Here is a 19897-nt window from a genome sequence, read left to right as displayed (position 1 = left end):
GAAAATGCTGTGATAGAATAAAGCCTTCAGCCTGATTTCTGAGGTCTTATGGCCAACCTTTCACACCTTATTTCTCGCGCGCAGTCATTATGCGAACAGCGTGGCGTGCGGATGACAACGCAGCGCGAGCGGGTTTATGAAATTATTATCCAAAGCAAACGCGCGATCAGTGCCTATGATTTGCTGGATATACTGAGGGAAACTGAGCCTCAGGCAAAGCCGCCGACAGTCTACCGTGCTCTTGATTTTCTTCTTTCTCAAGGGTTTGTGCACAAGGTAGAGTCGACAAACAGTTTTATTGCCTGCTGCCATATTGGTCACGAACCGCACTGCTCTCAATTGTTAATCTGTGATTCGTGCGGTACGGTGGAAGAGTGCCATGCCGACGCTCTCTCTGAGGCACTCCAAGAAAGAGCTCGTCAGGTTGGCTTTAAAGTGAATCATCACGTCGTTGAAACACATGGAACTTGTCACACTTGTCAGGTGGCGACACAGAAAATGCAGTAGGACGGTGAACTAACATTATGCGCGCAGAATTTGTAAACCCTTTTTTGTCTTCATTGGTCAATGTATTGACCACTATGGCGCAACTCGAAATCACGCCTAAGAAGCCGCAAATTAAGAAAACTGAAGTCGCTAAAGGCGATGTGTCAGGTCTTATTGGTATGGTGGGAGCGCAAACGAAAGGCTCTTTTTCAGTGACGTTTGAAGAAGATCTCGCACTGGAAATCATGAGCCGTATGCTAGGTGAGCGACCCGCTACCATCGATGCTGATGTAACCGATATGGTTGGCGAAATCACCAACATGGTTACAGGTGGCGCAAAGCGCATCCTTGCAGAAAAAGGCTTTGATTTCGACATGGCAACACCCATCGTGGTATCTGGCCGTGAGCACACCATCACGCACAAAAGCGAAGGTCAAATCATCATCATGCCATTTGAGTCAGAATATGGCCGTGCATATATCGAAATTTGCTTCGACTAAGTGCCAATTACAAGCTTAAAAAAAACGCCGCTTATAGCGGCGTTTTTAATTTCTAGACATCAGCGAACAGTGATTACGCGCGCCATTGTTTGAATGTGTTGATCAAACCATTGGTCGAGCTATCGTGGCTTTCCACTTCATCTTGGTCAGCCAGTTCAGGCAAGATTTGGTTCGCCAGTTGTTTACCCAACTCCACGCCCCACTGATCGAAGCTGAAGATGTTCCAAATGACACCTTGCGCGAAGATCTTGTGCTCGTACATCGCAATCAGCGCACCCAGTGAACTTGGGGTCACTTGTTTTACCAAAATCGAGTTGGTTGGGCGGTTACCTTCAAACACTTTGAACGGCACTAGCTCAGCCACCTCTTCTGCTGTTTTACCAGCAGCAGTGAATTCAGCTTCAACTTGTTCGCGTGTTTTGCCGAATGCCAGTGCTTCAGTTTGTGCGAAGAAGTTTGCCATCAGTTTAGGGTGATGGTCGCTCAGCGGGTTATGGCTGATCGCAGGTGCAATGAAATCACACGGGATCAATTTGGTGCCTTGGTGAATAAGCTGGTAGAACGCGTGCTGACCGTTAGTGCCTGGTTCACCCCAAATGATTGAGCCAGTTTGGTAATCTACAGGGTTACCATCGCGGTCTACGTACTTACCATTTGATTCCATGTTGCCTTGCTGGAAGTACGCGGCAAAACGATGCAGGTATTGGTCGTAAGGAAGGATTGCTTCAGACTCTGCGCCATGGAAGTTGTTGTACCAAATACCGATCAGTGCCAATAGCACTGGCAGGTTTTCAGTGAACGGCGTGCTTTGGAAGTGCTTATCCATCTCGTGAGCACCCGACAACAGTTCGATAAAGTTGTCGTAACCGATAGACAGACAGATAGACAGACCAATTGCTGACCACAGTGAGTAGCGACCGCCAACCCAGTCCCAGAACTCAAACATGTTGTCCGTGTCGATACCGAACTCAGACACAGAAGCCGCGTTGGTAGACAGCGCTGCGAAGTGTTTTGCTACGTGCGCTTGGTCTTCCGCTGTTGCCAAGAACCAGTCACGCGCAGACAGCGCATTGGTCATGGTTTCTTGGGTAGTGAAGGTTTTAGACGCAATCAGGAACAGCGTGGTTTCTGGGTTTAAACCCTTCAGCGTTTCTGCAATGTGGGTGCCATCTACGTTAGACACAAAGTGCAGGTTTAGGCGAGATTTGTAAGCAGCCAGTGCTTCGCTCACCATGTAAGGACCCAGATCAGAACCACCGATACCGATGTTCACAACATCCGTAATTTCTTTGCCAGTGTAACCTTTCCACTCACCACCAATAACACGGTCAGAGAACGACTTCATCTTCTCAAGTACCGCATTGACTGCAGGCATGACGTCTTCGCCGTCAACCATGATTGGGGTGTTACTGCGGTTACGCAGAGCAACGTGCAGCACTGAGCGATCTTCCGTTTGGTTGATCTTGTCGCCACGGAACATCGCGCTGATTGCGTCTTTCAGCTCAGTTTCATCTGCCAGCGCAAACAGTTTGTCCAACGTCTGCTCACTGATCAGGTTTTTAGAGTAATCCAGCAGAATGTCATTGCCGAACTGAACGGAGAATTTGTCAAAACGATGAGGGTCGTTGGCAAAAAGCGAGGTAAGGGTCAAATCCTGCGCATCTTCAAAGTGAGCAGTCAGCGCTTTCCACGCTGCTGTTTGCGTCGGATTGATAGACTTCAACATAATTATTGTTCCTTTGTAGACAGAGTCTGTGCGTGGATCCTGTCAGTCCACGTTTTACAGAGGTCGACCGCTTTCATAGAAGCCGTCGCCAGATTCGCGTAATGTTACGATGTCATTCGCACTGATGCTAGGGGGAACCCCAAAACCATTGGCGCAGCAGTTTGAAAAGGGTGTCAATGTTGGCATGATTATATGGCAATCATTTTGCGCTAGGTCAGTGTTCGTATCATAACCAAGGCAGGGTTGCTCCGCCGCCCAATACTTTAACCAATTTCAAAAAAACAGAGTGCTTAAAATGTGGTACCAAAAGACCTTTACGCTGCGCGCACGCTCACGTGGTTTCCATTTAATTACTGATGAAGTGCTTTCTAATTTGCCTGAGCTTCGCGATGTTCGCGTAGGGATATTGCACTTGTTTATTCAACACACGTCCGCAAGCCTGACGCTCAATGAAAACGCAGACCCAACCGTTCGTTCTGACATGGAAGCGCACTTTAATAAATTTGTGCCCGAGCGCGCGCCCTACTACCAGCATACCTATGAAGGTGATGATGATATGCCCGCACACATTAAGGCATCATTGTTAGGTGCCAGTATCTCTGTTCCCATCAGTAACGGAAGATTGGCCACTGGCACGTGGCAGGGTGTTTATCTGGGCGAGCACAGGGACAACGCTGGTGCACGACGTCTTGTTGCAACCATTCAGGGCGAATAACGCTATCCCCATCGTCGTCAGAAGTACGACAACAAGGTGCATCATATTTCATATGTAACAATTGCTATCCACTTGCTCCAAATGATATCAACCTCCCCTCTGAAAAATGACCAAAACCTCATGCATACCTATGAAAAATAAAGGTATGCGGTGCTTGTTGTGATGACACAACGCGATCAGTCTTTACCCATGCCGTTGTTCATACTTTCGTCATAACATCACCGCCATCCATTCATTTTTATCTCACCCTATCTCCATAAAAGATGCATGGCTTTCTCATCAAAAATCATCATAAGCCCACGCGTATCGATTTCGAGACAATAATACACACCACAACTCAATACACTCCTCTTCCACTGACGTGCTGCGGGCAGAAAGCAATGGCCCCAACACCTAGCTAGACCAGTATTGGCTAACAGGCTGGTCAACGTATAACGGAATATGTAGGTGTCTTTATGATGAAAAAATCACTTCTAGCCTTAGCCATTGTTGCGGGGTCACTGACTTCAGCTCAGGCGAATGCCGGGTGTGCTGGCAATGTGTATTCGATGAATGCAGGGCGAGGACATGCCGGTTTATTGCTTGATGTAAAAGAAGCACAAAAGATGTCAACACAGTACTTTTCTGACGCGGGTGACAGAGCAACCTTCCATTCTCGTCCGCTATTCAGTTCGCCAACCATGGCGTACGACAGCACGTCTGATCGCCTCTATTATGCAAGCGCACCACAGCCGACGTCATACCATATTCAGGTCCCTAACGACGCTTACACGGCAGAAGAGCGTAAAAACTTAGATTTACACGCCAAAACCATCAGTGCATATCAGCTAGCTTATATGGATCCGACAACCGACAAGCATGTTGCCGGTCCGACTGTAAATAAGCAGATCCTGCGAATGGCTTTCGATCCAAGCACCGGTGATTTATACGCATCTGATACCCAAACCATTTTCAAAATCGATCGTGATACCGGCGCTACGACCCATATTGCTAATTTCGACAACAACCTCAAATACGGTGGATTTACTAGTTGGGGAGATTTCGTTTTCCAAGGCGGAGAACTCTTATTTGTCACCAATAATCGTACATTTGCCGTCAATACCACCTCTGGTGCGCTGACACTGAAAGCGTTCCACTTTATTGATTTTGTTGCTGCTGCCACTCTCGACCAAAATGGTCAGATGCTGGTCGCGGCCAAAAACCAGAACGTCTCAGGCAACATCAACAGTAACCACCTATATCGCCTTAAGCCTTCTACTGGCGAGAAAAAAGCGGTAGGCCTGTTCCCTAGTCGCATAAGCGCCATGGCCACCGTCACCTCTGAAGATCACACTTGTTATGATAAAACCGTGTTCCCGAGTGACCTGAAACCAACGGTCTCGGGCATCACGCTGGCTTCAAACTCAGTAGGAGAAGGCGCGACAGCCTATTTCACCGTTAACTTTGACAAAGCCACCAGCGATACAAACACCAAACTGCGCGTCGCCCTGAAAGACGGTACGGCGAAAGTGACCAGTGATTACACAAACACCGTTGCATTACTGTTCTCTGATAACTCAACCGGGTCGGCTACCCTTTCATCAACAGGTACTGACATCAGCCTGCCACAAGGCGTGACATCGGTGCGTATTGCGGTACCTACCGTCAATGATTCAGTGCACGAGACCAGTGAACAGTTCTCGATGGATGCATGGGTGAACACCAACAAGAGTGACCTGAGCTCAGCCAGTGTCACCATTACCGATAACGACCCTGCCGAGCTTAAGGCAAATACCCTATGCGCCAACGGCAGCTGGCTTTCTCGTCCATCCAATCTTGCATGGTGTAGCGATGGTGCAACTGAAACATGGGTTGGTGACTACAACAACTCTACACATTCTTCTGTTTGGCAAGGTAGCTTAGAAGGATTGGCAACCGGAGAAGCCAGCACGCTGCATTACACCATCTTGTCTACACAAAACATTGGTGGCCTTTCCAAGCTAAAAGTTGAGATGGATTATGGGGATGGCTGGGTTGTCGTGGGCAATTACCAATCAAGAGTTTATTCGCAACCGACCAAGGTTCAATATACCTTTGACTTCACACCGACATCTACCACAGCCAAGTTTAGGCTAAGTTGGAATATCACCATCGACTATCCGGATGGCGGTGACGATGTCTCTATGGGATTCAAGAAAATCACCTGGTAGAACGAAAAAGCCCCAACGCATAGCGTTGGGGCTTTTTGCTCATTAAAACGGCTGATTAATCATCACCCGAAATAAGCCTTCTTCACTTCCAAGAGCCATTTCTGAGCGTACCACGATGCCTTCCACCTGAAAGCGCATTGCAACCCCTGCACTCCATTTCATGTTTTCATGGAGGGTTTCTAGGTTGAAATCATCGGCCACACGGCCCACATCCGCAAACAACACCCACTGCCACCAAGGTACATCGTACCAATTGAACACGGGTACATCGCCAAGCGGCTGCCATTCCGGTATCACGCGATACTCCATGCTGTAGCTAAGTGCAGAGCGATCAGCGTAGCGTCCGGTTTGGAAACTGCGGAGGCGATATAAGCCACCTAGACGCACGCTAGCAAACTCAGGAGGTCTGTTATAGGCGGTTTGACCATTGATGTTAGAGGTTTCATTCCAGCTTGGCGTGTCAGCGGTATAGATGTTGAACGCAAACACCTGCTCTTTGGCCATCTCTTCCCAATCACCCAAACTCCAGTACCAGCTTTGGCTGGCTTCCCACTTCCACCAACTCGCGCGATTGTCTGAGCCCGGATCGACGGTCAGGATGAACTCACTCACACTGCCTTTAGTAGGATTGGTCGTGCTGTCGCGGTTGTCCCATTTGAATCGGGTTTCTAATCCCCAGACTTCAGAAGCATCAGAAAACTCGCTCACTTTGTCTGCCCCATCCCCCGTGAGATGTTGCGCTTTATAGAAAGGACGAAAATCGATAGACGACACGCCGCTGTTCCATGGCGCGTTGCCATCCACAGGGCGTTTTGGCGTTAACGCAGCGCGGATAGGTGATGACTCTGCAGCCCCCAAAGGCAAAATATAGCGAAAAGAGAGATGGTGCTGCGCTTCTCGACTGTCGAGCTTAATTCGGTCATCAAATGCAGAATCATTGGAGGCTGCGTTACCGAGGTAATAGTCAAATTGCTTATAGTCAGCTTCATAAAACTGTCCACCAAATAGCCAGCGACTGTCTGCAGCCAACGCATAGTTATTGGCAGCGATAAAGCTTAACCAGGTGCCAGTCGAGGAGCCTAGCCCTGCGGCAAACAATGATGCTTGAGGCTGCCCAGCACCTTTCCATAAACCGGCTAACCCCGCAGAAAAGCCCATCTGTTCGGTAGAGAAGGCAAACGGGACGACCTCAATATCAGGTACTGTAACCTCTTGTTTTTCCGCCATCGCGGCGGAAGACAAGCAAAAGAAAGCCGTAACCAGCGTTACGGCTTTTGATAATGATTTTTTCAAGACAACCTACAACATAATTCAGGTGTATACGAGTTCAACGCGAGAGGTCAGGTTGGTCACGAGTTCATAGCCAATCGTTCCAACGTGGCGCGCCACTTCTTCAACCGGGAGCTCTTTACCCCACAGCACGACTTCATCACCCACGCGATCCGTCGAGTCTGGTCCAAGATCCACAGTGAGCATATCCATAGACACACGGCCAACTAAAGGCACTCTACGTCCATTAACCAATAGCGGTGTACCATCTGGTGCAACGCGTGGATAACCGTCACCATAACCGATGGCAACCACGCCGAGTCGCGTATCACGATCGGCAAACCAGCGTGCGCCATATCCCACAGGCTCGCCTTCTTTCACGTCTCTTACTGCAATCAAACTCGATGTCATGGTCATGACAGGCTGCAGGCCAAAATCCGCCCCGCTGCGCTCTGACATCGGTGAGACACCATAAAGACTGATCCCAGGACGAACGCATTCGAAATGGCTGGCAGGCCAAAGCAAACTGCCAGACGAGGCAGCAATGGAGCGATCTCCCGCTTGGTCTCGCGTCAATTCAGAAAAAACATCAATTTGCTGTTGGGTGATAGGATTTTCTAGCTCATCCGCACAGCCAAAGTGACTCATGAAGTGCAGCGGCTCTGCGACATTAGGACAAGCGTCGAGGCGCGCAATATATTCTGCAACCTGCTCTGGCCTTACCCCTAGGCGCCCCATTCCGGTATCAATCTTCAACCAGACAGTCAACGGGCGTTCAAGGTTGGCACGCTCTAGAGCCTCTAATTGCTCAATGCTGTGCACTGCGGTTTGCAGGTTGCTGGCTACCAAAATCGGCAGATCAGCCGAGGAATAGAACCCTTCTAACAGAAGGATAGGTTTGACGATACCCGACGAGCGAAGCTGCAAAGCTTCGTCCAGTCGCGCAACCCCAAAGCCATCCGCTTGTGAGGACAGAGCTTTTGCCACAGGCAACAAGCCGTGACCATAGCCGTTGGCTTTGACCATGGCCCAAACTCGGCTGTTGGGTGCCATGGCTCGGATAATGTCGATATTGTGGTTTAACGCACCAGTATGGATAAGAGCGGTCGCCGCTTTCATAACACCTCAGGATTATTCTTCATCGAACGCAGGACCCGCGTAGTTATCGAAGCGAGAATACTGGCCTTGGAAGGTCAGACGAATAGAGCCGATTGGGCCGTTACGCTGCTTACCAAGGATAATTTCGGCGATGCCTTTCAATGGACTTTCTGGGTTATACACTTCATCGCGGTAGATGAACATGATCAAGTCAGCATCCTGCTCGATCGCACCTGATTCACGCAAGTCGGAGTTAACCGGGCGTTTATCGGCACGTTGTTCCAGCGAGCGGTTAAGCTGCGACAGGGCAACAACGGGCACGTTTAATTCTTTCGCCAATGCTTTTAGCGATCGGCTGATTTCGGCAATTTCAAGGGTACGGTTATCTTGCAGACCCGGCACGCGCATTAACTGAAGGTAGTCGACCATGATCATGGAAAGGCCACCGTGTTCACGCGCCACACGTCGCGCACGGGAGCGTACATCTGTCGGCGTCAGACCTGAGCTGTCATCGATGTACATATTGCGTTTTTGCATCAAGATGCCCATGGTCGACGAAATACGCGCCCAATCTTCGTCATCCAACTGACCGGTACGAATTTTTGTTTGGTCAACGCGAGAAAGCGACGCAAGCATACGCATCATCAGCTGTTCGGCTGGCATCTCTAGGGAGAAAATAAGAACCGGCTTCTCCTGATCCATCGCGGCGTTTTCACACAAGTTCATCGCGAACGTGGTTTTACCCATCGAAGGACGCGCTGCCACGATGATGAGATCTGAGCCTTGAAGACCCGCCGTTTTCTTATTCAAGTCGGTAAAGCCGGTCGACACACCTGTCACACCGTCTTGCGGCGATTTGAACAGGATTTCGATACGCTCTAGGGTTTTCGACAACACGTTGTCGATGTTTTGCGGCCCTTCCGTTTCAGATGTGCGGGATTCAGCAATGGCAAAAACTTTACTTTCCGCCATGTCCAGCAGGTCTTCAGACGTGCGACCATCCGGCTCGTAGCCTGCATCTGCAATTTCGTTCGCAACACCAATCAGGTTACGCACCATTGCACGTTCACGCACGATATCCGCATAAGCAACGATATTCGCCGCACTTGGCGTATTTTTAGCAAGCTCAGCAAGGTAAGCAAAGCCGCCAACATCTTCCAGCGAGCCATGTTTTTCCAAATGCTCGGAAAGCGTGATCAAATCCAGCGGATGACCATCGTCGAGCAATCGCTTGGTGCTTTCAAAAATCAAACGGTGCGGCCGACTGTAAAAGTCAGAAGCAATCACTTTTTCGGATACACTATCCCAACGCTCATTATCGAGCATCAGCCCACCTAGCACAGACTGCTCCGCTTCTAACGAATGCGGCGGCACCTTCAGCGCATCTACCTGACGGTCTTTGGGTTTATTGGAGTTAAATTGCTTGCTGCGTTGCTCTGCCATATTACTTATTACCTTGTCATTGCGCAGGCCATTATATACTCAAACAACCTCAAGATGCTCGACCCAGAGTACAGCCGATTTATTTTTCAGCCAATTTAACATCTTGCTGACGCACAAATGAAAGTTTCGGATAGAATGTTGCACCTCTTATAGTAATGGTAACCCATATGCCCTCCGCGCTGTCGAATGCATCTCTGATTTGTCTGGTTGCGCTACCTGCTTTTGCCAATGCCGATGTTCTCGATCCTTGGCAATCAGAAGTGGAACTTGGTTTTCAGGCCCTCACCGGAAACTCAGACTCGATGACGATCAATAGCCGACTGGCAACCGATTACATTTCAGGCCCCTACCGACATACGTCAGAAGCCCGATTTCTGCTGGTTGAAAAGGATGGAGAGGAAGATAAACGCAAAACAGAAGCGGAAAGCCAAGCCAACTACAAGTTTGACCCGAAACGCTATGTACTGGGCAATGTCAGTTACCTCGATGATAAATACGGTCCGTACTATACCGACTTAACGTTCGCGACGGGTGTGGGCTATCAAGCGATCTGGCGCGAAGATTTGTCACTGCTATTGGAGCTAGGTCCCGGTTACCGCTACCAACGCCCCAATGTTGATGAGATTGACGACGATGACGTCATCATGCCCTACAACGTCCAAGAATTTATCGTGCGTGCGCAGGCTGAGTTAGCTTGGGACATTAATGAAAATGCGGAATTTGAAGGGCGTATTACCATGATTTCTGGCTCAAGCAATACCAGCTTGGAAGCCCGTGCATCTATTGCCACCAGCCTAATAGCAGATCTTGGCATCAAGCTTTCCACGACGCAAAAGTACATCAACGACGTACCGCCTGGGCTGAAAAAACTCGACTCCATCTTTACCATCAATATGGTGTACGCGTTCTAAAAAAGGACGTCGACTGACGGATTCTGAAGGGAAACAGCAGACACAAAAAAACCGGCCCTTAGGCCGGTTTTTTCAAAGCGACGATGTGTCTGAATTACTCAGCAACAACGTTCAGCTTAACAGTAGCGAATACTTCAGAGTGCAGTTGCAGGCTGATTTCGTACTCACCAGTGTTACGCAGTGCACCTTCTGGCAGGCGAACTTCGCTCTTCGATACAGCAACGCCAGCTGCAGTTACAGCGTCAGCGATGTCACGAGTACCGATAGAACCGAACAGTTTACCTTCGTCACCAGCTTTAGAAGCGATAACTACCGCTTCCAGTGCAGCAACTTGCTCTGCGCGTGCTTCAGCAGCAGCCAGAGTTTCAGCAACTTTTGCTTCTAGGTCTGCACGACGAGCTTCGAAATGCTCAACGTTAGACTTAGTAGCCATTACTGCCTTACCTTGTGGGATAAGGAAGTTACGAGCGTAACCAGACTTAACAGTTACCTGATCACCCAGACCACCCAGGTTAGCGATTTTATCAAGCAGAATAACTTGCATTATCTATTCCTCTATTAACTTGGACAGTGCCGATTACTGATGTTTGTCAGTGTACGGCAGCAGAGCCAGGTAACGTGAACGCTTGATAGCGCGTGCCAGCTGACGCTGGTACTTAGCACGGGTACCAGTGATACGGCTAGGTACGATTTTACCAGCTTCGGTGATGTAGTTTTTCAGAGTCGCTACGTCTTTGTAATCGATCTCTTGTACGCCTTCTGCAGTGAAACGGCAGAATTTACGACGACGGAAGAAACGTGCCATGGGGCTATCTCCTGATCTAAATATCTATAATTTTTTCAGCATGTAACACTAATTTTCCCACACCATTTCGGCCGGTCTGATAAGCGAGAAACCCACTTACCTTAATGTTACTGCCTAAAGCTAAGTGCTGTGTGTTTAACTGAGACCCTTGCCCGCTCACTACAACCGGTAAACGGCAGTAGACTTGCCTTGGCAATCCAGCTTCCTGTTGATCCGAGCGATGCTCTAGCACAAAGTGACAGTGCGGTATCCCGGCAGGACTCTGTTTTCGAATCGGGCCTTGGGTGATAACACCGGCTAGCTCAATCCGATTGGTCATCAAATCAAATTACTCAGCTGCTGCTTCGTCTTCAGATTGTGCTTCTGCACGCTCTTCGCGACGTGGCGCGCGCTCTTCTTTAGCCTTCATCATGATAGATGGCTCAGTGATAGCGCCTTTGGTACGCATGACCATGTTACGGATCACAGCGTCGTTGAAGCGGAACGCAGTTTCCAGCTCATCAACAACAGCTTGGTCAGCTTCAACGTTCATCAGAACGTAGTGAGCTTTGTGCAGTTTGTTGATTGGGTAAGCCAGTTGACGACGACCCCAGTCTTCTAGACGGTGGATTTGACCACCTGACTCTTTGATAGAACCAGTGTAACGCTCGATCATGCCAGCAACTTGCTCGCTTTGATCAGGGTGCACCATGAATACGATTTCGTAATGACGCATTGGTTGCTCCTTACGGATTATTCAGCTTCCACGCTTGGCCCAGTCATCCAGCGGAAGCAAGGAACGAAAGTAAAAGACCGGGAATTTGGAGGCAGAATAGTACAGAGAATCGTCGATACTAGCAATCACTATTCGCATCTAAGAGGAAAACAACACCTAGCTGATTGTTCAAAGGCAACAATTTTCCAGCAAATGCGCTTTTTTGTGACCGCGCGCTGATTCCAGATCAGAAACTGGAAACGACTTCCAAGCCTTTTTCATCACGTTTTTCTGGGGGATTCCCCCTATTTTCTTTGCGCCCTTTCACATTTTCTTCCGGATTCCCCCTAATTTCCGCTTCGTTTCCAGTTTGAAGTGGAAAAAAAGCGTCTGCTCCAGCTCGCCCTTCCACTTTATCTTTCACTCAACGCAACAAAACGTCTGGAGAGACACCTTTGCAAACGGCAATAACCCTAACCCCAGATAGCACCGAAATCGTGGAACACGGTGCATCTGTTACTGAACGCGCGATTGTGCTGCTTGGCGAGAACGGCATCTACCCTGATGACCTGCAACAAAAAATGCTGGCAACACACATCAAAGCAATGGCGTGGCGCTCACACAGTGGCGAATCACTGCCAGAGCTAGAGCTGGAAATGTTCGAAGAAATCTCGTCGCTGTCACTGAAACTTGCTGAGCAAGTCTGCGGCCTGATGGACAACCTAGCTTACGAAGAAGCACACCTTTTATCTGTCCACTTTGAAGTGGCAAAAGAAAACGAATTAAGCACTGCCAAAGGAGAGTAACCATGTCTGTATTGAAACTTGTAATCGGCGACCGTATGGGTAAAGGCCAAAAAGTAGGTGCTGGCGCAGAAGCAGCTGGTGCAGAAGTGACTGTTATCCCAGGTATGGCTGCGGACATGAAACTGGGCGACATCATGAACCAGCAAGAAGCACAGATGGGTATCTCTTTCTGTGGTTCAGGTGGTGCAGGTGCGATCACTGCGCAAACCAAATACGGTTACAAGTGCCGCTACGGCATGCGCTCAATCGAAGAAGGTATTGCAGCAATCAACGATGGTTGTGTGGTACTGGGCTTCGGCTTCATGGACAAAGAAGAACTTGGCGAGAAACTGGTGAAAGCGTTTATCGCAAAACACGGTATCGGTGCATGAAACAACAGCTGACCACTGACGTCATCGTCAGTGGAAAAGGCGAAACAAGGCAGCAGGCATTTGCTGCTGCCTTTAGCCAGATTCAACCGACTTTGCTGAAAGAGAGTCAGAAAGTCTTACTCCGGATTGAGCCCCAAGACGTCAAGGTTCTGGAAGCCGAAGAGAAGATCACGATGGACAAGTTCCTGTTCTTCTTTTTACCCAAAGAACGACGCCAGTGCCGCGTCAAGCTGGAGGTTACCGTCAGCCTTACCTACATCGATGTGGAGCAAGTTGACTTCCAAATCTTACGTTAATCTCTAAGGAATCCATGACATGTTCACTGTCATTCTTTTTAAGTCTCTCATTATTGGTGGCTTAGTCGGCCTTGGTGTCGGCGTCGGTGCAGCGCGAATGTTCCACGCACCAACCGTACAGGGTATGGGCGCGTTCCGTACGTTGGGCGAACTGAACTCTTGTGAAGGTGACCCAGCATCACACTTCTCATTCGGCCTTGGCTTCTTCTTCAACGCATGGGCATCTACCGTTGCTGCCGGTGCGTTTACACAAGACATCGACCACCGCGTACTACCTCACTGGGGCGCAGCGGTACTGATGATGAAAAACCGCGATCTGGCGACCACGCTGCACGATCCAAAGCGTATGGGTATTACCTGTGCCATCTTGGGCGCGCTGGTTGTTGCGTTCCTTAACACCACTGCCGCTGCTGTTCCTGAAGCTCTTCAGGTAACCGCTGTGAAGGTACTGGTTCCTGCTGCAAACCTTTTGGTAAACACTGTGATGCCTGTCATTTTCTGGCTGGCAGCGATTGAAGCAGGCAAGAAATCTGGCTTCTGGGCAACCATCTTCGGTGGTCTGGCACAAATGATTATGGGTAACGCCGTACCGGGTCTGGTACTGGGTATCCTTATCGGTAAAGGCGTAGAAGACGGCGGCTGGAACAAAGTCACCAAGATCATGATGGCAGCTATCATCGCGCTGTTCGCAATGAGTGCCTTCTTCCGTGGCTTCGACATGCAACTGATCAAATCTTTCCACATGGAAGTTCCAATGTGGCTTGAAAACATCCACCTCATGATGAGCGGTAAATAAGGGGAACTACCATGGATGAGAAAATGAAGAATAACTTCTGGTACGCCGACTGGTCTTTCCCAATCATCGTGGGTCTGCTGTCTGCCGGTGTATTCGCGGGTACGCACATGTACTACCTGTACGGCGTAGGCGCATTCAACGAAGTGGCTTTCGTCTCTATGCTTCGTGCAGGTATGGACACGGGTGCCTACGGCGCAGTCGCAGCATTCGGTGCTAGCTTCTTGTTTGCACGCATCATCGAAGGTTCACTGGTCGGTATCTTGGATATCGGTGGTGCCATCATGACAGGTGTTGGTTTGGGTATCCCTGCTCTGCTTCTGGGTGCTGGTATCACTTACCCAGTTGAGAACTTCCCAATGGCATTGGCGACAGGCATGGTCGCGGGTCTGGCTATCGGTGCCATCATCATCGTGGCGCGTAAGTTCACTATCAACCAAAGCAACTCTACCTATGGCGCAGACGTCATGATGGGTGCAGGTAACAGCTCTGGCCGTTTCCTTGGTCCTCTGATCATCCTGTCTGCAATGGGTGCGTCAATTCCAATCGGTCTTGGCTCATTGGTTGGTGCGCTGATCTTCTATGTGTGGGGCAAACCAATCACCGGTGGCGCAATCCTAGGCGCAATGGCACTAGGCACCATGTTCCCAGTCGCTCTGTAATACTTCTACCCCGCCTTCGGGCGGGGTTATCGAGATACCCCTATGTACGATTTCCTGATTAAAAACGCCCGACTTGTCTCTGGCGAATGCGCAGACATTGCCATTCAAAACGGCAAGATTGCCGCCATCGGCGAACTGGCCGATGCACAAGCCACTAAGACGCTGACACTGAATAACGACGTGTACGTCAGCGCAGGCTGGATTGACGGACATACACACTGCTATCCAAATTCCCCTATTTACAATGATGAGCCAGACGCGATAGGCGTCACGGGCGGCGTCACAACGGTTATCGACGCAGGCAGCACAGGTGCTGATGACGTAGATGACTTCGCTGAGATTGCGAAAAACTGCAAAACCGAGGTACGCGCGCTACTGAACATTTCGCGCATCGGCCTGCTGCGTCAGAACGAATTAGCCGATAAGAACGATATCGACCTGACCCTGGCCAAAGACGCGGTAGAGCGTCACCCTGACTTCGTTGTCGGCCTGAAAGCACGCATGAGCGGCAGTGTTGTTGGCGAGAATGGCCTCACGCCACTCAAATCTGCAAAAGCACTGCAATGCGAATGTGGATGCCTGCCATTGATGGTGCACGTGGGTAACGCGCCACCAACGCTGGACGATATCGCGGAACTGCTGGGCGAAGGTGACATCCTGACCCATTGCTTCAATGGCAAACCAAACCGCATTTTGACGCCAGAAGGCACACTGCGTGATGCCGTGAAAGCAGCAATGGACCGTGGCATGTTGTTGGACATTGGTCATGGCAGCGCGAGCTTCAGCTTTGACGTGGCAGAAATGTCGATCAACCAAGGCATTTTGCCGGACACCATCAGCTCTGACATTTACTGCAAGAACCGTATCAACGGTCCGGTTTATGGTCTGGCGCATCTGATGTCGATGTTCTTCACCCTTGGCCTTAGCCATGAACAAATTATCGAACGTGTGACGGCGAAAGTTGCTCACGCGCTGCGCCTTGAATCCAAAGGCCAGCTTACAACAGGCTGTGATGCAGACCTGACCCTGTACGAAATCGAACATACGCAAGTGACCTTCACCGATACCGAGGGTGATACCCGCACTGGTGAACAACGCTTTGCACCGCTTGCTGCCATTGTAGGCGGCGAGATGACCCTGACAGAAAAAGGACAGACTCACCATGTCTTCAATTCTTGAAAAATATAACCTGAAACAGGTGATCAACGCCTCTGGCCGTATGACGGCACTGGGTGTTTCTACGCCATTGCCTGAAGTGGTAGAAACCGTCAAATTCGGCATCAACAGCTACTTCGAAATGAAAGATCTGGTGAACAAAACGGGTGAATACATCGCCCGTTTGCTGGACGTGGAAAACGCGGTTGTCGTGTCTTGTGCGTCCGCCGGTATTGCACAAAGTGTGGCGGCAATGATTGTACGTGGAGACGCATACCGTCTTGAAAACTTGCACGCTCATGCGCACGACGTCCCGACTGAAATCGTGATGCCAAAAGGCCACAACGTTAACTTTGGTGCGCCAGTCGGCACCATGGTGAACCTAGGTGGCGGCAAACTGGTGGAAGCAGGTTGGGCAAATGAATGTTCTGCCGCGCAACTGGCGGCAGCAATCAACCCTAACACCGCAGCCATCCTTTACATCAAGTCTCACCACTGTGTGCAAAAGAGCATGCTAACTGTCGCGGATGCAGCTGAAGTAGCGAAAGCCCATGACTTGCCATTGATTGTCGATGCAGCTGCAGAAGAAGACCTGCGCCTTTACTACCAACAAGGTGCGGATCTGGTCATCTACTCTGGCGCAAAAGCCATTGAAGGCCCAACCAGCGGTCTGGTGCTCGGTAAGCACGAATATGTCGAGTGGGTAAAACAACAGTCAATGGGCATTGGTCGCGCGATGAAAGTCGGCAAAGAAGGCATTCTTGGCCTGACTCACGCGATTGAGCTGTATCTAGAACGCGAGCAAGCGTCTGGTGCATCAATGGTCGACAAGATGACCGCGTTCATCGACGGCCTGAACGCGCTGCAAGGCATCACATCTCGTGTGGTGTGGGACAGCGCAGGCCGAGACATCGCCCGTGCAGAAGTGAATTTCGACGCTCACGCGTTCGGCATGACAGCGAAAGATGCTGTTGCCAAGCTGCAGAACGGAAATCCAGCCGTTTACTGCCGCCCATATAAAGCCAACGAAGGCACCATTGAATTTGACGTGCGCAGCGTTTCAAAAGAAGAACTTGAACAGATTCTTGCTGCCATGACCAAGCTGACTCAGGAGTAAAAAACATGTCTCTAAGCCCAAAATATATTGCTGACCGCGTATGTCTGAACGTACTGGCAGGCTCTCACCAAAATGCTGTTGATGTTTACGAAGCAGCAGAAGGCCATGTACTGGTTGGCATGCTGTCAAAAAGCTACCCAGACGTACCAAGTGCTGTTGAAGACATGAAAGCGTGTGCAGAGAAAATTAACAATGCGCTGTCTATCGGTCTGGGTGCGGGCGATCCTAAGCAATCCGACATGGTAACCGAGTTGGCGGGTATTCTTCAGCCTCAGCACGTGAACCAAGTATTCACGGGTGTTGGCAAAAGCCGCAACGCACTAGGTCAAAATGAGACCGTGGTTAACGGTCTCATTTCGCCAACAGGCACAGTAGGTATGGTGAAAATTTCTACCGGCCCTAAGAGTGCAGATATGGCAGATGCCATCGTCCCAGTAGATACCGCGATTGCCATGTTGCAAGACATGGGTTGCAGCTCTGTTAAATACTTCCCAATGGGCGGTCTGGACAGCGTTGACGAATATGAAGAAGTCGCGAAGGCCTGTGCGCGCAATGGTTTCTGGTTGGAACCAACAGGTGGGATAGACCTAGCAAATTTCGAAGAGATTTTGCGAATTGCTTTGGATGCAGGCGTTGAGAAAGTTATACCTCACGTGTACAGCTCAATCATAGATTCTTCCTCTGGCGAGACCCGCCCAGAAGATGTAAAAACACTGTTAGAAATCTCAAAACGTCTGCTTAATCGCTAAGCAAGCGTCGGTATGCAGCATAGCCTGCATACCCTAAAGATTTTAGTTTTGCCGGGATAGACCTCCTTCTCCCCCTTTACGACGGAACTCCCCGGCAAACTGGCAGTGTTGCAACAGGAACACGCAATGCCAAATTTATCGCAGCCGACATTACCTCATCCGCGTCTTATTCGATTACTCGATGCCGTATCCAACTCACCACTAACCCAAGAAGAATTGGCTCAACGCCTCAATGTATCCACCCGTACCGTCCGCACGGATGTCGCCACACTGAATAACGTGATGGTGAATCACGGTGCCCACTTGATCCACCAGCGTGGTTCCGGTTATCAGCTGAAGATTTACAACCAAGAAGCCTTCGAAACGTTTCAACTTGCCGCAAGAGACGCCGACCCTGCGCCGCGCACCAGCAAAGAACGTATCGTCCAAATTCAGGTGTTACTGCTCACCGCTGACGATTGGGTGAAATTGGATGATTTAGCTGACACGTGGAATTTAAGTCGCGCAGCTGTCCAAGGAGACATGGCCGATGTGAGAGCGCAGCTTTCCCCTTTCGGCATTAAAATCGACAGCAAGCCAAGACTGGGTATGCGCATTAAAGGCTGTGAAACGGCCATTCGTGCCCGTTTGTCACAAATTATCTATTCAGAAAACAAAGAATCTCAACGGGCAAGGGGTCTTATCGGCACGCTGTTTCCGAGCAACTCCCAACAAGTGTTTGCAGCGCGTTTTCGCGAGATCCTTGTTGCCAACAAGCTTTATATCAATGATGACGGTCTACACTGGCTCGCTATCTATGCCGCCGTCGCCCTGCAACGACTGGCGAGCGGACAAGCACTAGAAGCTTTTCCAAAAGAGGATGTGGTTAACGAAGTCCTTCCCGTGGCACAGATAGTATTTGATGCCTTGCCAACGCTTATACCCGCGAATGAACATGAAATTGCGGCACTGGCAATCAACATTCAAGCGCGGATTTCAGCCAGCCAGCATGCACAAACTATTCTCGGCCAAATTGAAGCTGAAAAGTTGGTTAACCATATCTTGGATTATGTCCATCGACATTACCCGTATGATATCCGCCAAGACATGCAACTAAGGCGCGACCTGCAAACTCACATCAGCAAAATGATCGTCCGAGTGAAGCACCATGTCGCGACCGTCAATCCACTTGCCGAACACATTAAGCAGCACTACCCGCTTGCCTACGACATCACCCTTGCTGCGATTGCTGACTGGATTCGAGAAACGGGCTACTGCATGACTCAGCATGAGATTGGGTATCTGGTTATCCATGTTGGCGTAGGTCTGGAGCGAAACCACTATCTTGGCCACCGCGCGCCAAAAGCCATGCTGTACTGCGATGCCGGAAATGCGATTTCACGTGGACTAGAAGCCATTATTCGCCGTCATTATCCGCAGCTAGAGCTGGAAACCGTGTATTCGGCTGAGTACCTGAGAATGGCGCAACAACCACAAGTCGACATGATCATCACGACCAATATGCCCGAAGGGGTTTCGGTACCAGTGTTTGTGCTCGACCCTTTCCCTACCCAACATCAGTTAGAAGAATTGGGTAAGCTGGTTCTGGTTGACCGTACTGGTCCTTACATGTTGGAGAAATACTTCTCGGCGGAACAATTTCTCTATATCGAAGAGTCTATTGATCAAGCCTCGCTATTCGACATGGTGTGTGAACAACTGGAAACTGAAGGGCTCGTTGAGGTGGGGTTCGGTGACTCACTCAAAGAACGCGAGGTGATTGTCTCGACCATGATGGGCGAGCATATAGCCCTGCCACACTCCATTGAGTTATTTGCCAAACATTCGTTGGTCTATACCGTTGCTGCCCCAAAAGGCATCGATTGGGGGAACGGAGAAAAAGCTTACCTAGTATTCTTTATGGCCTTAAGTAAAAACGACTATGAAGAAGCGATGGGGTTATATGATCTCTTCCTGACACTGGTAAACAACAAAGCGGGAAAAACGTTGTCGCAGTGCAGTGAGTTCCAATGCTTCAAAACACTGGCGCACCAAGAACTGGTGTAGCGGTTGTTCCAAAGTGCAGGCATAAAAAAAGGAGCCCTCAGGCTCCTTTTCATTCACCGTATCTGA

The 19897-nt window shown here is 49.8% G+C and carries 22 protein-coding genes; 14 read left to right on the top strand and 8 right to left on the bottom strand.

Annotated features, from left to right (window positions below; genetic code table 11):
- Nucleotides 1-48: 48 nt before the first annotated feature.
- Together zur and LRP49_RS10145 are read left to right on the top strand one after the other, a co-directional pair.
- The gene (gene zur, locus LRP49_RS10150; protein ID WP_274142001.1) at nt 49-507 is read left to right on the top strand and encodes a zinc uptake transcriptional repressor Zur; all 459 of its coding nucleotides are present in this window, start codon (nt 49-51) and stop codon (nt 505-507) included.
- 17 nt (nt 508-524) lie between these two features.
- A complete protein-coding gene (locus LRP49_RS10145) occupies nt 525-986 on the top strand; it encodes a chemotaxis protein CheX (RefSeq protein WP_274142000.1) in 462 nt (153 codons plus the stop codon).
- A gap of 73 nt (nt 987-1059) precedes the next feature.
- On the opposite strand, the gene pgi is transcribed toward LRP49_RS10145, so the two are convergent.
- Entirely contained in the window at nt 1060-2712 is a 1653-nt protein-coding gene (pgi, locus tag LRP49_RS10140; protein WP_274141999.1) for a glucose-6-phosphate isomerase, read from the bottom strand.
- 295 nt (nt 2713-3007) lie between these two features.
- On the opposite strand from pgi, the gene LRP49_RS10135 reads away from it, so the two are divergent.
- Complete coding sequence (locus LRP49_RS10135) at nt 3008-3427, top strand: secondary thiamine-phosphate synthase enzyme YjbQ (protein ID WP_274141998.1); 420 nt, start codon at nt 3008-3010, stop codon at nt 3425-3427.
- A gap of 455 nt (nt 3428-3882) precedes the next feature.
- Entirely contained in the window at nt 3883-5616 is a 1734-nt protein-coding gene (locus tag LRP49_RS10130) for a hypothetical protein (RefSeq protein WP_274141997.1), read from the top strand.
- 42 nt (nt 5617-5658) lie between these two features.
- On the opposite strand, the gene LRP49_RS10125 is transcribed toward LRP49_RS10130, so the two are convergent.
- Genes LRP49_RS10125 through LRP49_RS10115 form a run of 3 tightly spaced genes read right to left on the bottom strand, consistent with a single transcriptional unit; the run spans nt 5659 to nt 9426 of the window.
- Nucleotides 5659-6909, bottom strand: a complete 1251-nt coding sequence (locus LRP49_RS10125; RefSeq protein ID WP_274141996.1) for a BamA/TamA family outer membrane protein — start codon at nt 6907-6909, stop codon at nt 5659-5661.
- An 18-nt stretch (nt 6910-6927) separates the two neighbouring features.
- Entirely contained in the window at nt 6928-8004 is a 1077-nt protein-coding gene (gene alr / locus LRP49_RS10120; RefSeq protein ID WP_274141995.1) for an alanine racemase, read from the bottom strand.
- A gap of 12 nt (nt 8005-8016) precedes the next feature.
- On the bottom strand, nt 8017-9426 hold the full coding sequence (locus LRP49_RS10115) for a replicative DNA helicase (protein ID WP_274141994.1): 1410 nt from the start codon (nt 9424-9426) through the stop codon (nt 8017-8019).
- A gap of 167 nt (nt 9427-9593) precedes the next feature.
- On the opposite strand from LRP49_RS10115, the gene LRP49_RS10110 reads away from it, so the two are divergent.
- Nucleotides 9594-10337, top strand: a complete 744-nt coding sequence (locus LRP49_RS10110) for a DUF481 domain-containing protein (protein WP_274141993.1) — start codon at nt 9594-9596, stop codon at nt 10335-10337.
- Between the two features lie 94 nt (nt 10338-10431).
- Here LRP49_RS10110 and rplI read toward each other — a convergent pair whose 3' ends face one another.
- Genes rplI through rpsF form a run of 4 tightly spaced genes read right to left on the bottom strand, consistent with a single transcriptional unit; the run spans nt 10432 to nt 11857 of the window.
- Complete coding sequence (gene rplI, locus LRP49_RS10105; RefSeq protein ID WP_274141992.1) at nt 10432-10881, bottom strand: 50S ribosomal protein L9; 450 nt, start codon at nt 10879-10881, stop codon at nt 10432-10434.
- A 33-nt stretch (nt 10882-10914) separates the two neighbouring features.
- A complete protein-coding gene (gene rpsR / locus LRP49_RS10100) occupies nt 10915-11142 on the bottom strand; it encodes a 30S ribosomal protein S18 (protein ID WP_002539422.1) in 228 nt (75 codons plus the stop codon).
- Nucleotides 11143-11158: 16 nt separating this feature from the next.
- Nucleotides 11159-11461 carry a primosomal replication protein N gene (priB, locus tag LRP49_RS10095; protein ID WP_274141991.1) on the bottom strand — a complete coding sequence of 101 codons (303 nt, stop codon included), beginning with the start codon at nt 11459-11461 and terminating at the stop codon, nt 11159-11161.
- Nucleotides 11462-11470: 9 nt separating this feature from the next.
- Nucleotides 11471-11857 carry a 30S ribosomal protein S6 gene (rpsF, locus tag LRP49_RS10090; RefSeq protein WP_274141990.1) on the bottom strand — a complete coding sequence of 129 codons (387 nt, stop codon included), beginning with the start codon at nt 11855-11857 and terminating at the stop codon, nt 11471-11473.
- Nucleotides 11858-12291: 434 nt separating this feature from the next.
- Here rpsF and LRP49_RS10085 point away from each other — a divergent pair, with 434 nt between their 5' ends.
- The 9 genes from LRP49_RS10085 to LRP49_RS10045 all read left to right on the top strand — a co-directional run bounded on the left by LRP49_RS10085 (nt 12292) and on the right by LRP49_RS10045 (nt 19831).
- Nucleotides 12292-12642: a transcriptional regulator gene (locus tag LRP49_RS10085; RefSeq protein ID WP_274141989.1), complete on the top strand. Its 351-nt coding sequence runs from the start codon at nt 12292-12294 to the stop codon at nt 12640-12642.
- A gap of 2 nt (nt 12643-12644) precedes the next feature.
- On the top strand, nt 12645-13013 hold the full coding sequence (locus tag LRP49_RS10080; RefSeq protein WP_274141988.1) for an SFCGS family glycine-rich protein: 369 nt from the start codon (nt 12645-12647) through the stop codon (nt 13011-13013).
- Entirely contained in the window at nt 13010-13309 is a 300-nt protein-coding gene (locus tag LRP49_RS10075) for a DUF4312 family protein (protein ID WP_274141987.1), read from the top strand. Before LRP49_RS10080 ends, LRP49_RS10075 begins: the two co-directional genes overlap by 4 nt.
- A 19-nt stretch (nt 13310-13328) precedes the next feature.
- Nucleotides 13329-14105 (top strand): DUF4311 domain-containing protein, encoded by a 777-nt coding sequence (locus LRP49_RS10070; protein WP_274141986.1) that lies wholly within the window; start codon nt 13329-13331, stop codon nt 14103-14105.
- A gap of 11 nt (nt 14106-14116) precedes the next feature.
- Nucleotides 14117-14764 (top strand): DUF4310 family protein, encoded by a 648-nt coding sequence (locus tag LRP49_RS10065; protein WP_337992946.1) that lies wholly within the window; start codon nt 14117-14119, stop codon nt 14762-14764.
- Nucleotides 14765-14806: 42 nt separating this feature from the next.
- Complete coding sequence (locus tag LRP49_RS10060; RefSeq protein ID WP_274141985.1) at nt 14807-15943, top strand: amidohydrolase/deacetylase family metallohydrolase; 1137 nt, start codon at nt 14807-14809, stop codon at nt 15941-15943.
- On the top strand, nt 15927-17036 hold the full coding sequence (locus LRP49_RS10055; RefSeq protein WP_274141984.1) for a DgaE family pyridoxal phosphate-dependent ammonia lyase: 1110 nt from the start codon (nt 15927-15929) through the stop codon (nt 17034-17036). Before LRP49_RS10060 ends, LRP49_RS10055 begins: the two co-directional genes overlap by 17 nt.
- A 5-nt stretch (nt 17037-17041) precedes the next feature.
- Nucleotides 17042-17785 carry a 2-dehydro-3-deoxy-phosphogluconate aldolase gene (gene dagF / locus LRP49_RS10050; protein ID WP_274141983.1) on the top strand — a complete coding sequence of 248 codons (744 nt, stop codon included), beginning with the start codon at nt 17042-17044 and terminating at the stop codon, nt 17783-17785.
- 126 nt (nt 17786-17911) lie between these two features.
- Entirely contained in the window at nt 17912-19831 is a 1920-nt protein-coding gene (locus tag LRP49_RS10045; RefSeq protein ID WP_274141982.1) for a BglG family transcription antiterminator, read from the top strand.
- Nucleotides 19832-19897: the final 66 nt, after the last annotated feature.

The sequence above is a fragment of the Enterovibrio qingdaonensis genome, from assembly GCF_028683135.1.
GTDB classification, from domain to species: domain Bacteria; phylum Pseudomonadota; class Gammaproteobacteria; order Enterobacterales; family Vibrionaceae; genus Enterovibrio; species Enterovibrio qingdaonensis.
This window is presented reverse-complemented; position numbering and strand designations above follow the sequence as displayed.

Bases quoted from the DNA above. Each gene is read 5' to 3' on its own strand.
- zur (WP_274142001.1), top strand. From the start codon at position 49: ATGGCCAACCTTTCACACCTTATTTCTCGCGCGCAGTCATTATGCGAA.
- LRP49_RS10145 (WP_274142000.1), top strand. From the start codon at position 525: ATGCGCGCAGAATTTGTAAACCCTTTTTTGTCTTCATTGGTCAATGTA.
- pgi (WP_274141999.1), bottom strand. From the start codon at position 2,712: ATGTTGAAGTCTATCAATCCGACGCAAACAGCAGCGTGGAAAGCGCTG.
- LRP49_RS10135 (WP_274141998.1), top strand. From the start codon at position 3,008: ATGTGGTACCAAAAGACCTTTACGCTGCGCGCACGCTCACGTGGTTTC.
- LRP49_RS10130 (WP_274141997.1), top strand. From the start codon at position 3,883: ATGATGAAAAAATCACTTCTAGCCTTAGCCATTGTTGCGGGGTCACTG.
- alr (WP_274141995.1), bottom strand. From the start codon at position 8,004: ATGAAAGCGGCGACCGCTCTTATCCATACTGGTGCGTTAAACCACAAT.
- LRP49_RS10115 (WP_274141994.1), bottom strand. From the start codon at position 9,426: ATGGCAGAGCAACGCAGCAAGCAATTTAACTCCAATAAACCCAAAGAC.
- LRP49_RS10110 (WP_274141993.1), top strand. From the start codon at position 9,594: ATGCCCTCCGCGCTGTCGAATGCATCTCTGATTTGTCTGGTTGCGCTA.
- rplI (WP_274141992.1), bottom strand. From the start codon at position 10,881: ATGCAAGTTATTCTGCTTGATAAAATCGCTAACCTGGGTGGTCTGGGT.
- rpsR (WP_002539422.1), bottom strand. From the start codon at position 11,142: ATGGCACGTTTCTTCCGTCGTCGTAAATTCTGCCGTTTCACTGCAGAA.
- priB (WP_274141991.1), bottom strand. From the start codon at position 11,461: ATGACCAATCGGATTGAGCTAGCCGGTGTTATCACCCAAGGCCCGATT.
- rpsF (WP_274141990.1), bottom strand. From the start codon at position 11,857: ATGCGTCATTACGAAATCGTATTCATGGTGCACCCTGATCAAAGCGAG.
- LRP49_RS10080 (WP_274141988.1), top strand. From the start codon at position 12,645: ATGTCTGTATTGAAACTTGTAATCGGCGACCGTATGGGTAAAGGCCAA.
- LRP49_RS10075 (WP_274141987.1), top strand. From the start codon at position 13,010: ATGAAACAACAGCTGACCACTGACGTCATCGTCAGTGGAAAAGGCGAA.
- LRP49_RS10070 (WP_274141986.1), top strand. From the start codon at position 13,329: ATGTTCACTGTCATTCTTTTTAAGTCTCTCATTATTGGTGGCTTAGTC.
- LRP49_RS10065 (WP_337992946.1), top strand. From the start codon at position 14,117: ATGGATGAGAAAATGAAGAATAACTTCTGGTACGCCGACTGGTCTTTC.
- LRP49_RS10060 (WP_274141985.1), top strand. From the start codon at position 14,807: ATGTACGATTTCCTGATTAAAAACGCCCGACTTGTCTCTGGCGAATGC.
- LRP49_RS10055 (WP_274141984.1), top strand. From the start codon at position 15,927: ATGTCTTCAATTCTTGAAAAATATAACCTGAAACAGGTGATCAACGCC.
- dagF (WP_274141983.1), top strand. From the start codon at position 17,042: ATGTCTCTAAGCCCAAAATATATTGCTGACCGCGTATGTCTGAACGTA.
- LRP49_RS10045 (WP_274141982.1), top strand. From the start codon at position 17,912: ATGCCAAATTTATCGCAGCCGACATTACCTCATCCGCGTCTTATTCGA.